Here is a 14,933-nt window from a genome sequence, read left to right on the forward strand (position 1 = left end):
TACATGGATTCACTGCTCCGACGGCTCGACCGGATCGCGGGCGGACGCCACGCCGGTTACACCGTCCCGGAGGAGGGGCGCGACCACCCGCGGACGCGCCGCGCGTTCGTCGTCATCGCCTGGCTGCTCGTGGCCGAGCTCGTCGTCGGCACCACAGCCGTCGTCATCGCCTCGGTCCTGACCCTCGACGGCGCGCAGGTGCCGTTCGCCGTCTGGATGCGTTCCGTCGTCGTGCTCGGCATGACCGTCACTCTGTTCTACTTCGCCTGGCGCGCGCAGAAGGGCTACTACTGGGCCTACTCCCGGCTGCGGCTGTTCGCCAAGATCTTCCCCGTCGTCACCCTCGTCATCGCTGCGATCCCCGGCCTCTACCCGTTCTGGATGGTCACCGAGCAGATCGTCTTCAGCCTGATCCTGATCGGCGTGGCCGACTACCTCGACTCCGACCACATGCGGGAGGCCTTCCCTCGTCCTGCCCGCGCGGTCACGAGCGCGCCGTGACGGCATCCCCGCCCCGCCGCGGGAACCACGGCACGATCGGCGACGTGCGCCGCTGGTACTCCGCGTACTCCGGGTAGCGCGAGCGCGAGATGCTCTCGGTGAAGACCGTCGAGCCGATGAAGAGCCCGGTCAGCAGCAGTGGCCCGATCACGGTCCACTGCAGCAGAGAGCCGGCCGCGGCGCAGCCGAACAGGAACACCACCCACCACTGGGCCTGTTCGCAGAAGAAGTTCGGGTGCCGCGAGTAGCGGAACAGCCCGGCCTGCAGGAAGCGCGGGCTCGGCTCGCGCCCGGCCGAGACCTCCGCCCTCTTCCACTGCTGGAACGCCCACTGCTGCTGGTCGGCGATCGTCTCGCCCGCGAGCAGCACCAGGAAAAGGACGGCGCAGACCACGTCGAACCCGTTCAACGGCGTCCGGTGCTGGAACGCGGTCCAGGCCGGGAGGGCGATCAGCAGGAGCAGGACGTTCTGGTAGATCACGATGAAGAACAGGTTGAACAGCGCGAACGCGCCCTGGCTCATCCGGCCGCGCAGCACCTCCCAGCGGTAGTCCTCGCCGCCCGGCGCGTAGCCGCCCTTGCGTGCGAAGTTGAAGGTCAGCCGCGCGCCCCACAGCGTTACGAGGCCGGCCATCAGGTCGAGCCGGGCGTCCTGGAGGCCGGCCGCGATCGCGAACACCCACACGTAGACGACCGGCACGATCGACCAGATCCGGTCCACCCAGGAGTGCTCGCCCGTGACCAGCGACAGCACCCAGGTCGCGGCGCACACGCCGGCGAGGATCCAGAGGCACACGAAGAAGGGCTCCACGACCCACATCCTAGGATCGCGTCCGAGGATCGCAAGCCGCCCTCGACGGGAGGATCACGGTCAGTAGAGTGGAATCGTGGATGGTGTCGGCGCGGTGAGCTCGCGCGTGTGGACGATCCCGAACGTCCTCAGCTTCTTCCGGCTGGCTCTGGTGCCGGTGTTCCTGGCGTTCGTGATCACGGGGGAGGACGCGCTCGCCCTCCTGGTCCTCGTCGTCTCCAGCGTCACCGACTTCCTGGACGGCTGGCTCGCCAGGAAGCTGAACCAGGTCTCCCGGCTCGGGCAGCTTCTCGACCCGGCCGCCGACCGGCTCTACATCTTCGCCGCCCTCATCGGCCTGGCGTGGCGGGAGGTCATCCCCTGGTGGCTGGTGGCGGTCATCGTCGCGCGCGACGTCATGCTGGCGGTCCTCGGGGTGATCCTGGCGAACCACGGCTACGGACCGCTGCCGGTCCACCACCTCGGCAAGGTCGCGACCTTCTGCCTGTTCTGGGCCCTCCCGCTGCTCATGCTCGGCGAGGCGTTCGCCCCGCTCGCGCCGTATTCGCTGCCCCTCGGCTGGGCCTTCGCGCTGTGGGGCGCCTTCCTCTACTGGTGGGCCGGGATCGTCTACATTCGGGAGACCGCGCGGGTCATCCGCCTTCCGGCCGATGACAGTGGGCCACATTCCGATAGGCTGGACCACGAGGAGGTTGACGGTGCCTGACGAGAACTACCCTGGATGGGCTTCTGCTGCTGACGACGACGGCCGCGACGCCGAGAACCCCCTGCGCGAAGCCGCGACGGGGAACGAGGACACGACTGCGCGCTTCGGCGAGGAGTTCATCTCCAAGATGTTCCCCATGGACGGCGAGATCAGCCCGGAGGAGCAGGAGGCGATCGCGGCGCTGCCGTCCGGCTCGGCGCTGCTCATCGTGCGGCGCGGTCCGAACACGGGCGCGCGGTTCCTGCTCGACGCGGACGTGACGAGCGCGGGCCGCCACCCGAACGCCGACATCTTCCTCGACGACGTGACCGTCTCGCGCCGGCACGCGGAGTTCACTCGCCGCGGCACGGCCTTCGAGGTCCGCGACCTGGGCTCGCTCAACGGCACGTACTACGACGGCGTGCGCATCGAGAGCGCGCTGCTCAGCGACTCGTCCGAGGTCCAGATCGGCAAGTTCCGGCTCACGTTCTACGCCTCGCGCCAAGACCTCGCCGCCGCGGCGAAGAACTAGCCAGTGGCCCGGCAAGCAGCGAGGGCGCAGGCCTCCTCGCCTGCTCTGCTCTCCATCGGCCAGGTGCTGGCGCGGCTGACCCCCGAGTTCCCGGACCTGTCGTCGTCCAAGCTGCGCTTCCTGGAGGAGCGCGGGCTCATCTCGCCGTCCCGAACGGCGTCGGGCTACCGCAAGTTCTCGCCCGCCGACGTCGAACGGCTGCACACCGTGCTGGCGATGCAGCGGGACAACTACCTCCCGCTCAAGGTCATCAAGAAGTACCTCGCCGCGGTCGACGCGGGCGAGGACCCGCCGCTGCCCGGCGGCGTGCGCGAGGGTTCGGGGTCGATGCTGCCGGCCGGCCGTCGGTTCCAGCGCGACGAACTGCTGCGCGAGGCCGGCGCGACGCCCGAACTGCTGCAGGAGGCCGTCAGCGCGTCGCTGATCGTGCCCGCCGAGGTCTACGGCGAGGAGACGCTGACCGTGCTCCGCGCGCTCGCCGAGCTGTCCCGCACCGGCATCGGCCCGCGCCACCTGCGCGGCTTCCGCGCGGCGGCGGAGCGCGAGATCGGGCTGATCGAGACCGCCCTGGTGCCGCTCGCGCGCCGCAAGGACGTGACGGCCGGCCCGCAGACGGCGGAACTCGCCCGCGAGATCGCCGGTCAGCTCGACGTGGTCCGGGGCAGCATCATCCGCGCCGCCCTGACCCGTCTGCAGCCCTGACCGGCTCGACACGCCGAGCGCGTTTTCCGGATGTCGTTGCCCGGCGACCGGGGGATGGGTACCGTGGTTGAAGCGCCTCATCACGAAGTGCGCGATCCGTCAACCGAGGGGCTGTCATCATGAGCGAACCGAGTCGTGACAACGACGCCGCCCGGTACGACCTGGGCCTGTTGTTCACCGACGGCCTGCCCGAGATGGACGACGCCAACGGCTACCGCGGCGCCGTCGCGGCCCGCGCGGCCGGCATCTCCTATCGCCAGCTCGACTACTGGGCGCGCACCGGCCTCGTGGAGCCCACGGTCCGCGGCGCGGCCGGCTCCGGTTCGCAGCGCCTCTACGGCTTCCGCGACATCCTCGTGCTCAAGCTGGTCAAGCGCCTCCTCGACACCGGCATCTCGCTCCAGCAGATCCGCACGGCGGTCAACCAGCTCCGCGAGGCGGGCGTCAACGACCTGGCGCAGACCACACTGATGAGCGACGGAGCGAGCGTCTACCTGTGCACGTCGAACGACGAGGTCATCGACCTGGTCAGCCGCGGCCAGGGCGTCTTCGGCATTGCCGTCGGCAAGGTCCTCCGCGAGGTGGAGTCCTCCCTCGTCGAGCTCGACACCGCCGGCGACGACCTCGACGAGCTCGCCGCCCGCCGCGCGGCGAAGTCCAAGGCCTCCTGAGCGCGCGTCGCTGACTCCGGAGATTCGGCCGGTTCGGGGCCGGAAAACCGTGGGAACGGACATTATCCGGGGTGCTTGCGTGTGCCTTCCGGATTTAGTCGCGCGTTTGGTAACTCCGGAGATTTGACGCGACACGCCCTGGGGAAGCCCGTTCAAACGGAGTCCTCGAGCGATTCCTCATAGTTTTTCCGGAGTTACGGTCCGGAGGGCGGGTGCGCTCGTGTCAGTTGCCGGCGACGGCGTACTCGCCGATCTTGGCGGTGCGCAGCACCCGCTCCAGGAGGAGGTCGAAGTTGTGCGCCATCTCCTGCGCACTTTCACCCGGCCAGACATGCAGCGGCTTCGCCGCGCCCTGCGCCTGCTGCAGGGAGGTGCGCTCGGGGAGCTGGGGAGACAGCACCAGCGGGCCGAACATGTCGCGCAGCTCCTTGATCCGGAACTGGTGCTCCAGCGACTGGACGCGGGCGCGGTTGACGATGATGCCCAGCGGCTGGAGGCGGGGCGAGAGGCCGCGGCGGATCTCCTCGATCGCGCGCAGGGCGCGGTCGGCGGCGGCCACCGAGAACAGGCCGGGCTCGGTCACGACGGCCACGCGGTCGCTGGCCGCCCACGCCGTGCGGGTGAGCGCGTTGAGCGACGGGGCGCAGTCGATCAGCACCAGGTCGTAGTCGTGCTCGACGTTGGCCAGGGCCTCTTCGAGCTTCCAGATGTCGCGGATGCTCGGGTGCGGGCCGTCGAAGTTGATCGCCGACGGGCTGCCGATCATGACATCGACCTTGCCCGGGCGTCCCTTCATCCACCCGGACGGCGCGATCGCCGCGCGGACGATCTTCTCCTTGGGGGAGGCGAGCACGTCGGCGACGTTGAGGTGACCGGCGACCTGGATGTCCATGCCGGTCGAGACGTCGGACTGCGGGTCGAGGTCGACGACCAGCGTACGGAGCCCTTTGGCGAACGCCGCCGAGGCCAGACCGAGCGTCACCGTGGTCTTTCCGACACCGCCCTTGAGGGAACTAACGCTGAGTACGTGCACGACAGCCACGTTACCTTCACTAGTCTTGGAGTACCTAACCGTTTGCTGTGTGGTGCCGACCCCTGCTCGAAAGGTCCCCATGTTCCGTAAGATCCTCGTTGCCAACCGCGGTGAAATCGCCATCAGGGCCTTCCGCGCCGCGTACGAACTGGGCGCCGCCACGGTCGCCGTCTTCCCCTACGAAGACCGCAACTCGATGCACCGGCTGAAGGCGGACGAGGCTTACCAGATCGGAGAGCCCGGCCACCCGGTGCGCGCGTACCTGGATGTGCAGGAGATCATCAGGGTCGCCAAGGAGTCCGGCGCCGACGCGATCTACCCCGGCTACGGCTTCCTGTCCGAGAACCCGGAGCTGGCCGAGTCCGCCCGCGCTGCGGGCATCGCGTTCATCGGCCCGCGCGCCGAGGTGCTCGAGATGGCCGGCAACAAGGTGACGGCGAAGGAGCACGCGATCGCCGCGGGCGTCCCCGTCCTGAAGTCCACCCCGCCGTCGCGCGACATCGAGGAGCTGCTCGCGGGCGCCGACGAGATCGGGTTCCCGATCTTCGCCAAGGCGGTCGCCGGCGGCGGCGGCCGCGGCATGCGCCGGGTCGCACGCAAGGAGGACCTGCGCGCGTCGCTGGAGGAGGCGATGCGCGAGGCCGACAGCGCGTTCGGCGACCCGACCATGTTCCTGGAGCAGGCCGTGCTGCGCCCCCGGCACATCGAGGTCCAGATCCTCGCGGACGGCCAGGGGAACACTATCCACCTGTTCGAGCGCGACTGCTCGGTGCAGCGCCGCCACCAGAAGGTGGTCGAGATCGCGCCGGCTCCGAACCTCTCCGACGAGATCCGCCAGTCGCTCTACCGCGACGCCGTGGCCTTCGCGAAGTCGATCGGCTACGAGAACGCCGGAACCGTCGAGTTCCTGCTCGACACCGCGGGTGAGCGTGCGGGTGAGCACGTCTTCATCGAGATGAACCCGCGCATCCAGGTGGAGCACACGGTCACCGAGGAGATCACCGACGTCGACCTCGTGCAGTCGCAGATCCGCATCGCGGCGGGGGAGACCCTCGCCGACCTCGGGCTCAGCCAGGACACGGTGCAGATGCGCGGCGCCGCCCTGCAGTGCCGCATCACCACCGAGGACCCGACGGCCGGCTTCCGCCCCGACACCGGCAAGATCACCACCTACCGCTCGCCGGGCGGCGCGGGCATCCGCCTCGACGGCGGCACGATCAACCCGGGCGCGCAGATCAGCCCGCACTTCGACTCCATGCTGGCCAAGCTCATCACCCGCGGCCGCGACTTCCCGGCCGCCGTGCTGCGAGCGCGGCGCGCGCTGGCCGAGTTCCGCGTGCGCGGTGTGGCCACGAACATCCCGTTCCTGCAGGCGGTCATGGAGGACCCGGACTTCATCGCCGGCAACGTCTCCACCTCCTTCATCGAGGAGCGCCCGGAGCTGTTCAAGGGCCGCGAGTCCAAGGACCGCGGCACCAAGGTGCTCAACTGGCTGGCCGACGTCACGGTCAACCAGCCGAACGGCCCGCGCCCCGAGGTCGCCGACCCAGTGGAGAAGCTCCCGCGGATCGACCTGAGCGTGCCCGCGCCGGCCGGCTCGCGCCAGAAGCTGCTGGAGCTGGGCCCGAAGGGCTTCGCGGAGGCCCTGCGCGCGCAGACCGCCCTCGCGGTCACCGAGACCACCTTCCGCGACGCCCACCAGTCGCTGCTCGCCACCCGCGTGCGCACCAAGGACCTCCTGGCCGTCGCGCCTTACGTCGCGCGGCTCACCCCCGAGCTGCTGTCGGTGGAGGCCTGGGGCGGCGCGACCTACGACGTCGCGCTGCGCTTCCTCGGCGAGGACCCGTGGGAGCGGCTCGCCTCCCTGCGCGAGGCGCTGCCGAACATCAACATCCAGATGCTGCTGCGCGGTCGCAACACCGTCGGCTACACGCCCTACCCGACGCAGGTGACCGACGCGTTCGTGCGGGAGGCCGCCGCCACCGGCGTCGACATCTTCCGCATCTTCGACGCGCTCAACGACGTGTCGCAGATGCGCCCGGCGATCGAGTCGGTGCTCGCCACCGGCTCCGCCATCGCGGAGGTCGCGGTCTGCTACACGGCCGACCTGCTCGACCCGGCAGAGGAGCTCTACACGCTCGACTACTACCTGCGCCTCGCGGAGCAGATCGTGGAGTCCGGCGCGCACATCCTCGCGATCAAGGACATGGCCGGCCTGCTGCGCCCGGCCGCCGCCGAGAAGCTGGTGGGCGCGTTCCGCGAGCGCTTCGACCTCCCGGTGCACGTCCACACCCACGACACCCCGGGCGGCCAGCTCGCGACGCTGCTCGCGGCCTCGCGCGCCGGCGCCGACGCGGTCGACGTCGCGAGCGCCCCGATGGCCGGCACCACGAGCCAGCCGAGCGCGTCCGCCCTCGTCGCGGCCCTCGCGCACACCGAGCGCGACACCGGGATCTCGCTCTCCGCGGTCGAGGACCTCGAACCGTACTGGGAGGCGGTGCGCCAGGTCTACCGCCCCTTCGAGTCGGGCCTGCCCGGCCCCACCGGTCGCGTCTACAAGCACGAGATCCCCGGCGGCCAGCTGTCCAACCTGCGCCAGCAGGCCAAGGCGCTGGGCCTCGCGGAGGACTTCGAGCTGGTCGAGGACATGTACGCAGCGGCCAACCGGATCCTGGGCCGCATCCCGAAGGTCACGCCGTCGTCCAAGGTCGTCGGCGACCTCGCCCTGCACCTGGCCGCGGTCCGCGCCGACCCGGACGATTTCGCCGAGAACCCGCAGAACTACGACATCCCGGACTCGGTCGTCGGCTTCATGGCCGGCGAGCTGGGCGAGTTGCCCGGCGGCTGGCCGGAGCCGTTCCGCACCAAGGTGCTCGCGGGCAAGACCGTCAAGGTCGGCGTCGAAGACCTGCCGCCCGCCGACGCGGAGGCGCTGGAGGGCTCCAGCGCCGAGCGCCGCGCGACGCTCAACCGTCTGCTGTTCCCGGCTCCCACGCGGATCTACGAGCAGATGCGCGAACTGTTCGGCGACCTCTCCGTCGTGGACTCGATCGACTACCTCTACGGGCTTTCCCCGGTCGAGGAGCACGTCATCGAGTTCAGCAAGGGCGTCCGGCTGTACATCGGCTTGGAGGCCATCGGCGAGGCCGACGAGAAGGGCATGCGCACGGTCATGACCACGCTCAACGGCCAGCTCCGGCCGGTGTTCGTGCGCGACCGCAGCATCGTGGTCGAGACGAAGGCGGCCGAGAAGGCTGACTCCGCCAAGCCCGGGCACGTGGCCGCGCCGTTCTCGGGCGTCGTGACGCTGCACGTGGTCCCCGGCGACGTCGTCGCAGCGGGCCAGGCCGTGGCGTCGATCGAGGCCATGAAGATGGAGGCGGCGATCACCGCGCCCGTCGCGGGCACGATCGAGCGCCTCGCCATCCCGAAGACCCAGCAGGTGGACGCCGGCGACCTCCTGGTCGTCATCACCCCCGCCTGACCGGTTCCGTCCGCAGCGCTCCCCACCGCAGTGCTCTTCGCTGTCGTGGGGAGCGCTGCGGCGTTCGCGGGCGCCCGCGCTGTCGACGCGGGCGGCCCGCCCGGTAAACTGTCGCAGTGCCGCCGTCGCGCGGCAGGAGGAGTGCAAGCGTGGCAGAAAAGCCGGAGGAGCCGGAGCGCGGCGACCTCGCGCCGCGGGATGAGGAGTCGGTGTTCCGGCCGTCCCCGCTCGAGATCGACACGAAGCTGAGCATCGCCGTCGACCTGCCGCCCGCCCCGCCCCAGGAAGTCCCGGAGGACGAGGCCGCCGTCGCGATCGACGACATCCCGGTCGACCCGGGCTTCGTCGCGTCGCCGACCGAGCCGACCACGACCTCCGTCGCGATCGTCGCCTCGCGGCTGGCGACCGGCCCGACGCCGACGCAGGACGTCGACACCGGCGACGGCGCAGTTCCGCTGCCCGGCCACGACGCCTACGCGCAGTCCCGCCGCGACCGCCTGCGCGGCGAGCACTCGCCGCAGCCCGAGCCCGCCGCGATGCTGACCGCCGACCGCCTGCTGGAGGTCAACCGCAAGACGCGCCCCGGCCCCGAGGGTCCCTGGCAGCGGTTCGTCTACAACACGACCTTCCGCACGGTGAACCTGGGGGACTCCGCCAAGGTGCGCGCCCGCAAGGAGCTCGACCACCGCATCCAGAAGCAGTTCGAGGGCGGCACCCGCTTCGTCCCGGTGCTCACCCGCAAGGGCGGCGTCGGCAAGACCACCATCACGACGCTGCTCGGGATGGCGCTCGCCGACGCGCGCGAGGACCGCATCATCGCGGTCGACGCCAACCCGGACCGCGGCACGCTCTCCGAGCGCGTCCCCAAGCAGACCCGCGCCACGGTGCGCGACGTCGTGCACAAGGCGGCCAGCATCGGCGGCTTCACCGACTTCTCCGCGCTCGTGTCGCGGGACGAGACCCGGCTCGACATCCTGGCGTCCGACACCGACCCGCTGCTGTCGGAGGCGTTCGACGAGAACGACTACAACGTCGTCGCCGACCTCGCGGCCCGGTTCTACTCGATCGTGCTGACCGACTGCGGCACCGGCATCGTCCACTCGGTCATGCGGGCGACCCTGCAGCGCGCCGATGAGATCGTGATCGTCTCCGGTGGCAGCGTCGACGAGGCGCGGCTGGCGTCCGAGACGCTCACCTGGCTGGAGGCGAACGGCTACACGGACCTGGTCCGCAACGCCGTCGTCGCCCTCAACACCGCCACGCACGCGACCAACCTGGTGAAGCTCGAGGAGATCGAGTCGCACTTCCGCTCGCGCGTGCGCGAGATCGTCCGCATCCCGTACGACCCGCAGCTCGCCGCCGGCTCCGTGGTCAACTGGAAGGACCTCAAGCCCCTGACCAAGCTGTCCGCCCGGGCGCTCGCCGCGCTCGTGGTGGAGGGCCTGCCCGCCGAGCGCGCCTGAACCCGCTCCCGTCCCACCCCGCGCTCTAGGAGACCCCTGTGACCGAACGTCAGATCCGCCTGTTCGGCGACCCCGTCCTGAAGACCCCGTCCGAGCCCGTCGGCGACATCGACGAGGGCGTCCGCGGCCTGGTCGAGGACCTGATCGACAGCGTCATCCCGCCGGGGCGCGCGGGCGTCGCCGCCCCGCAGATCGGCGTCGGCCTGCGCGCGTTCAGCTACAACGTGGACGGCGAGGTCGGCTACATCATCAACCCCGAGCTGGTGGAGGTCTCCGGCGAGCCCGAGCTGGTGGACGAGGGCTGCCTGTCGGTGCCCGGCCTGTGGTTCAAGACCTCCCGCTACCCGTTCGCGCGGGTGCGCGGCGTCGACCTGGACGGCAACGAGATCGAGCTCTCCGGCACCGGCGTGATGGCGCAGGCGCTGCAGCACGAGACCGACCACCTCGACGGGAAGCTCTACCTCGACCGCCTGGACAACGACACCCGCCGCGAGGCGATGCGGCAGGTGCGGGAGAGCGACTGGTTCTGAGTCCGTAGACTCGGTGGCATGGACATCGCAGTCACCGGAGGATCCGGCAAGCTCGGGCGCACCGTCGTGCGCGAACTACGCGCGGCGGGCCACACCGTCATCAACCTGGACGCGACAGGGGAGCGCGGCCGCGGCTTCATCCGCGTCGACCTGACCGACTACGGCCAGACGCTCGACGCGATCCTCGGCGTGGACGACCTGCACGACGGCTTCGACGCCATCGTGCACCTGGCCGCCATCCCGGCGCCGGGCATCCTCCCCGACGTCGCCACCTTCCACAACAACATCCGCGTCACCTACAACGTCTTCCAGGCCGCGCGCCGCGCCGGCATCAAGAACATCGTCTACGCGTCCAGCGAGACGGTCCTCGGCTTGCCGTTCGACGTCCCGCCGCCCTACATCCCGGTGGACGAGGACTACCCGGCCCGCCCGGAGTCGACCTACTCGCTGGTCAAGCACCTCGAGGAGCAGATGGCGATCGAGCTGGTCCGCTGGGACCCGTCGCTGAAGATCGTGGCGCTGCGCTTCTCGAACGTGATGGAGCCGGCCGACTACGCGGCCTTCCCGTCTTACGACGCGGACGCGCGCGGCCGGAAGTGGAACCTCTGGGGCTACATCGACGCCCGCGACGGCGCCCAGGCCATCCAGAAGGCGCTGGAGTGGGACACCACCGGCTTCGACCGCTTCATCATCGCGGCCGCCGACACCGTGATGAGCCGCTCCAACGCCGAGCTCGTCGCCGAGGTCTTCCCCGGCGTCCCGCTGAAGCGCGACGACCTCGACAACAACGAGACCCTGCTGTCGATCGACAAGGCCCGCCGGGTGCTGGGCTACGACCCCCAGCACTCCTGGCGCGACGAGGTGTAGCCGCGGGGCGGCCCCACGATTCGTGCCGAATGTCGCGTCTCACGCGGCGATTCCCACGATTCGTCACGAATCTCGCGTTGGCGCGGCGGCGTCGACATTCGTCACGAATGTCGCATTTCGCGGGGCGATTCGCGCGATTCGTGACGAATCGTGCGGGCGCGCTGAGGTGTGGGGAACTCGGGTTGTCCACTGATTCGCTGCGCGCGCGACGTGCGGCACGCTCGACGCCTCGTGGCGGGTGGGAGACCATCTCGTCGGCGCGCGCAAGCCCCCCGCTCTCGCCATCATCGACGAACTCGTCGTCGCCGCAGATGAGCTTCGCCGCACGAAGGGGGCTCGGGCTCGTGCCTGGGCCCTCCCTCGTATCCGCCCCGGAGCGGATTCGCGTCCCGAGACGCTGCTGCGCCTGTTCCTGGAGTCTCGCGGCTATGGCGGGTTGGAGGTCAACCATCCGGTGCCGGTGGGTCGACGCGGCGTCGTGCTGCATCCGGACCTCTCCATCCCGGGCCGGCGGCTCGCGTTCGAGTACGAGGGCGACGGGCACCGCGTGGAACGTCGGCAGTGGCACGCGGACATCGAGCGCCGCGACCTCCTCGAGGCCGAAGGCTGGCGCGTCGCCCGGGTCACCGCGCACGACCTGTTCGGCGACCGCGATGCGTTCGCTGAACGCCACGAATCGTGGAGCGGCTAGTGCGCCAGCGAGATGCCCTGCGTGCTCGGGTTGTCGCTGTACACGCCGTCGATCACGTCGGCGAAGTCGGCGAGGATCACGTTGCGCTTGATGCTCAGCTTGGGCGTGAGGTGGCCGCTGGCCTCCGTCAGCTCCGTGGCGAGGATGACGAATTTGCGGATGCTCTCCGCGCGCGAGACTCCCTGGTTGGCCGCGTCGATCGCGCGCTGGATCTCGGCGTTCACCGCCGGGTTCACGGAGGCCTCGGCGAGCGTCATGTCCTTGTCCTCGCCGTTGTTCGCCAGCCAGGTCGGCAGCATCTCGGTGTCGAGGGTGACAAGTGCCGCGATGAACGGCTTCTGGTCGCCGACCACGATCACCTGGCCGACCAGCGGGTTGGCGCGGATCGGGTCCTCCAGCACCGCCGGGGAGACGTTCTTGCCGCCGGCGGTGACGATGATCTCCTTCTTGCGGCCTGTGATGGTCAGGTAGCCATCCTCGTCGAACGAGCCGAGGTCGCCGGTGCGGAACCAGCCGTCGTCGAACGCCGCGGCGGTCGCCTCCGGGTTCTTCCAGTACTCCTTGAAGACGTTCACGCCCCTGACCTGGATCTCACCGTCGGCCGCGAGGCGCAGGTCGACGCCGGGGAGGGCGGGGCCGACGGTGCCGATCTTGAACATGTCGGGACGGTTGACGGTGGCCGGCGCCGTGGTCTCGGTGAGGCCGTAGCCCTCCAGGATCTTGATGCCGAGGCTGTGGAAGAAGTGGCCCAGGTGCGCCCCGAGCGGGGCGGAGCCGGAGACGGCGTACTTCACCCGGCCTCCCATGGCGGCGCGCAGCCTCGAGAACACCAGCCGGTCGTAGAGGGCGAACTTGAGCTTGAGCCCGAACGGCACCGAGCCGGCCTCCACGGCCTTGGAGTGCTCGACGGCGACCTCGGCCGCCGCGCGGAAGATCTTGCCGCGCCCGCCGGCCTCGGCCTTCTGCTCAGCCGAGTTGTACACCTTCTCGAACACGCGCGGCACCGCGAGCAGGAAGGTGGGCTTGAAGCTCGCCAGCGCGGGCAGGAGCTGCTTGGTGTCGGACTGGTGCCCGACCTTGACGCCCGCGGTGACGCACAGCACGGCGATGAACCGGGCGAAGACGTGCGCCGTGGTGATGAAGAGCAGCGTGGAGGCGCCGCCCGGCTGCATCACGACCTCCTTCAGCGCCTCGGCGGAGTTGCGGGACAGCTCGACGAAGTTGGAGTGCGTGAGCACGCAGCCCTTGGGGCGGCCGGTCGAGCCGGAGGTGTAGATCAGGGTGCCGATGTCCTCGCCGCGGGCCAGGTTCCTGCGGCGCTCGATCTCGGCGTCGGGCACGTCGACGCCGGCGGCGACGAGCTTGTCCAGGTCGCCGAGGTGGAGCTGCCAGACATCCTCGATGAGCGGGAGGTCGGCGTGCACCTCGTCGAACCGGGAGAACATCTCCGCGGTCTCCAGGATGACGGCCTTCGCGCCCGAGTCGGACATGTTCCACTGCACCTGCGCGGGCGAGGACGTCTCGTAGATCGGAACGAGCACGGCGCCGGCGAACCAGGTGGCGAAGTCGATCAGCGTCCACTCGTAGCGGGTCTTGCACATCAGGCCGATCATGTCGCCCGGCTGGATGCCGGCGGCGACCAGGCCCTTGGCGAGCGCGATGACCTGACGGTAGAACTCCGCCGCGGTCACATCCCGCCAGCCGTCGCCGTCCGGGACGCTGAACAGGGCGGCGTCCGGGGTCGCGGCGACCCGCTGCACGAGCAGGTCGGTGGCGTTGGCCTCCGGGTCGGCGGGGACGACTGCGGGGGTTTCGAACTGGTTCAACGGTAGCTCCCTCGATACCGGGCGGGCAGGTAATCGGGCCGAATCGCTCCGGCTCGCAGTGGTTGATTACACTCTAGATGGTGCGGCGGGGAGTCTTCCGAGACGCCCTGGTCCGCTCTCTTCATCCTCGCCCGACTCTCACGCTCCCGGAAGGGGCCCGCCTGTGCACGCCATCGGAATCGACATCGGCGGGACCAAGATCGCCGGAGCGGTCGTCGACGAACTCGGCGCGATCGTCCGCGAGGACCGCGTGCCGACCGACGCGAGCCGCCCCGAGGAGATCGAGAACGCCGTCGTCGCGATGATCGAGCGACTGTCCGACGGGCCGGAGCAGATCGCGGGCGCGGGCGTCGCCGCGGCCGGCTTCATCGACGCGGCGCAGTCCACGGTGTACTACGCGCCGAACATCAACTGGCGGCACGAGCCGTTCCGGGAGAAGCTCGAGAAGCGCATCGACCTCCCCGTGCTCATCGAGAACGACGCCAACGCGGCGGGCTGGGCGGAGTTCCGCTACGGCGCCGGCCGCTTGGTCAGCGACATGGTCATCCTCACCATCGGCACGGGCGTCGGCGGCGCGATCGTCAGCAACGACCGGCTGTTCCGCGGCGGCTTCGGCGCTGGCGCGGAGATCGGCCACATGCGCGTGGTGCCGGGCGGCCTGCCCTGCGGCTGCGGCGCGCACGGCTGCATCGAGCAGTACGGCTCCGGCCGGGCGCTGCAGCGGATGGCGAACGAGCTCGCCGACGCGGGCGGCATCGGGCAGTCCCTCGCCGACATCCGCAGCCGGAAGGGCGAGCTGAGCGGCTCCGACATCTCGGGGCTCATCATGGCGGGGGACCCGGGCGCGCTCGCCGCGCTGCGCCAGCTCGGCGACTGGCTCGGCCAGGCCTGCGCGAGCCTCGGCGCCATCCTCGACCCGCAGCTGTTCGTCTTCGGCGGCGGCGTCGCGCAGGCGGGGGAGCTGCTGCTGGAGCCGATCCGGCAGGCGTACCTGGAGAACCTGCCGGCGCGCGGCTACCACCCGGAGCCTGAGTTCAGGATCGCCGAGCTGGTCAACGACGCCGGCGTGGTCGGCGCGGCCGACCTCGCACGCCTGCACGCGGCGCTCTGACCGGGGCCGCGCGTGAGGCGGTCCTC

The 14,933-nt window shown here is 70.3% G+C and carries 14 protein-coding genes; 11 read left to right on the forward strand and 3 right to left on the reverse strand.

What is annotated here, in order from left to right:
- Positions 1 to 3 precede the first annotated feature (3 nt).
- Positions 4 to 501 carry a hypothetical protein gene (locus AC1ROW_RS00240; RefSeq protein ID WP_493016889.1) on the forward strand — a complete coding sequence of 166 codons (498 nt, stop codon included), beginning with the start codon at positions 4 to 6 and terminating at the stop codon, positions 499 to 501.
- Here the strand turns inward: AC1ROW_RS00240 and AC1ROW_RS00245 are convergent.
- Positions 485 to 1,312 (reverse strand): DUF1295 domain-containing protein, encoded by an 828-nt coding sequence (locus AC1ROW_RS00245; RefSeq protein WP_493016890.1) that lies wholly within the window; start codon positions 1,310 to 1,312, stop codon positions 485 to 487. The two genes, AC1ROW_RS00240 and AC1ROW_RS00245, sit on opposite strands and share 17 nt — an antisense overlap.
- 76 nt (positions 1,313 to 1,388) lie before the next feature.
- Between AC1ROW_RS00245 and AC1ROW_RS00250 the strand changes: the two genes are divergently transcribed.
- The 4 genes from AC1ROW_RS00250 to AC1ROW_RS00265 all read left to right on the forward strand — a co-directional run bounded on the left by AC1ROW_RS00250 (position 1,389) and on the right by AC1ROW_RS00265 (position 3,902).
- On the forward strand, positions 1,389 to 2,018 hold the full coding sequence (locus AC1ROW_RS00250; RefSeq protein ID WP_493016891.1) for a CDP-alcohol phosphatidyltransferase family protein: 630 nt from the start codon (positions 1,389 to 1,391) through the stop codon (positions 2,016 to 2,018).
- Between the two features lie 61 nt (positions 2,019 to 2,079).
- Positions 2,080 to 2,529 (forward strand): FHA domain-containing protein, encoded by a 450-nt coding sequence (locus AC1ROW_RS00255; RefSeq protein WP_493018324.1) that lies wholly within the window; start codon positions 2,080 to 2,082, stop codon positions 2,527 to 2,529.
- Between the two features lie 3 nt (positions 2,530 to 2,532).
- Positions 2,533 to 3,231 (forward strand): transcriptional regulator FtsR, encoded by a 699-nt coding sequence (gene ftsR / locus AC1ROW_RS00260; RefSeq protein WP_493016892.1) that lies wholly within the window; start codon positions 2,533 to 2,535, stop codon positions 3,229 to 3,231.
- Between the two features lie 119 nt (positions 3,232 to 3,350).
- Positions 3,351 to 3,902, forward strand: coding sequence for a MerR family transcriptional regulator (locus AC1ROW_RS00265; RefSeq protein WP_493016893.1), 552 nt, complete (start codon positions 3,351 to 3,353; stop codon positions 3,900 to 3,902).
- Positions 3,903 to 4,125: 223 nt separating this feature from the next.
- Here the strand turns inward: AC1ROW_RS00265 and AC1ROW_RS00270 are convergent, their stop codons facing one another.
- Positions 4,126 to 4,935, reverse strand: a complete 810-nt coding sequence (locus AC1ROW_RS00270) for a ParA family protein (RefSeq protein WP_493016894.1) — start codon at positions 4,933 to 4,935, stop codon at positions 4,126 to 4,128.
- A 79-nt stretch (positions 4,936 to 5,014) separates the two neighbouring features.
- Here AC1ROW_RS00270 and AC1ROW_RS00275 point away from each other — a divergent pair, with 79 nt between their 5' ends.
- The 5 genes from AC1ROW_RS00275 (at position 5,015) to AC1ROW_RS00295 (ending at position 11,970) form a co-directional block, all read left to right on the forward strand.
- Positions 5,015 to 8,419: a pyruvate carboxylase gene (locus AC1ROW_RS00275; protein ID WP_493016895.1), complete on the forward strand. Its 3,405-nt coding sequence runs from the start codon at positions 5,015 to 5,017 to the stop codon at positions 8,417 to 8,419.
- Positions 8,420 to 8,568: 149 nt separating this feature from the next.
- Positions 8,569 to 9,882: a MinD/ParA family ATP-binding protein gene (locus AC1ROW_RS00280; RefSeq protein ID WP_493016896.1), complete on the forward strand. Its 1,314-nt coding sequence runs from the start codon at positions 8,569 to 8,571 to the stop codon at positions 9,880 to 9,882.
- 38 nt (positions 9,883 to 9,920) lie between these two features.
- Positions 9,921 to 10,412: a peptide deformylase gene (gene def / locus AC1ROW_RS00285; protein WP_493016897.1), complete on the forward strand. Its 492-nt coding sequence runs from the start codon at positions 9,921 to 9,923 to the stop codon at positions 10,410 to 10,412.
- 18 nt (positions 10,413 to 10,430) lie between these two features.
- Positions 10,431 to 11,279 (forward strand): NAD-dependent epimerase/dehydratase family protein, encoded by an 849-nt coding sequence (locus AC1ROW_RS00290; protein ID WP_493016898.1) that lies wholly within the window; start codon positions 10,431 to 10,433, stop codon positions 11,277 to 11,279.
- Positions 11,280 to 11,517: 238 nt separating this feature from the next.
- Complete coding sequence (locus AC1ROW_RS00295; protein ID WP_493016899.1) at positions 11,518 to 11,970, forward strand: endonuclease domain-containing protein; 453 nt, start codon at positions 11,518 to 11,520, stop codon at positions 11,968 to 11,970.
- On the opposite strand, the gene AC1ROW_RS00300 is transcribed toward AC1ROW_RS00295, so the two are convergent.
- Complete coding sequence (locus AC1ROW_RS00300) at positions 11,967 to 13,796, reverse strand: AMP-dependent synthetase/ligase (RefSeq protein WP_493016900.1); 1,830 nt, start codon at positions 13,794 to 13,796, stop codon at positions 11,967 to 11,969. The genes AC1ROW_RS00295 and AC1ROW_RS00300 overlap by 4 nt on opposite strands.
- A 163-nt stretch (positions 13,797 to 13,959) precedes the next feature.
- Here AC1ROW_RS00300 and AC1ROW_RS00305 point away from each other — a divergent pair, with 163 nt between their 5' ends.
- Positions 13,960 to 14,907: an ROK family glucokinase gene (locus AC1ROW_RS00305; RefSeq protein WP_493016901.1), complete on the forward strand. Its 948-nt coding sequence runs from the start codon at positions 13,960 to 13,962 to the stop codon at positions 14,905 to 14,907.
- Positions 14,908 to 14,933 lie beyond the last annotated feature (26 nt).

It is taken from the genome of Leifsonia sp. GW821-FHT13C09 (genome assembly GCF_058806435.1).

Excerpts from the sequence above, each read along its gene's own strand:
- AC1ROW_RS00240 (WP_493016889.1), top strand. The coding sequence starts at position 4 with ATGGATTCACTGCTCCGACGGCTCGACCGGATCGCGGGCGGACGCCAC.
- AC1ROW_RS00265 (WP_493016893.1), top strand. The coding sequence starts at position 3,351 with ATGAGCGAACCGAGTCGTGACAACGACGCCGCCCGGTACGACCTGGGC.
- AC1ROW_RS00275 (WP_493016895.1), top strand. The coding sequence starts at position 5,015 with ATGTTCCGTAAGATCCTCGTTGCCAACCGCGGTGAAATCGCCATCAGG.
- AC1ROW_RS00290 (WP_493016898.1), top strand. The coding sequence starts at position 10,431 with ATGGACATCGCAGTCACCGGAGGATCCGGCAAGCTCGGGCGCACCGTC.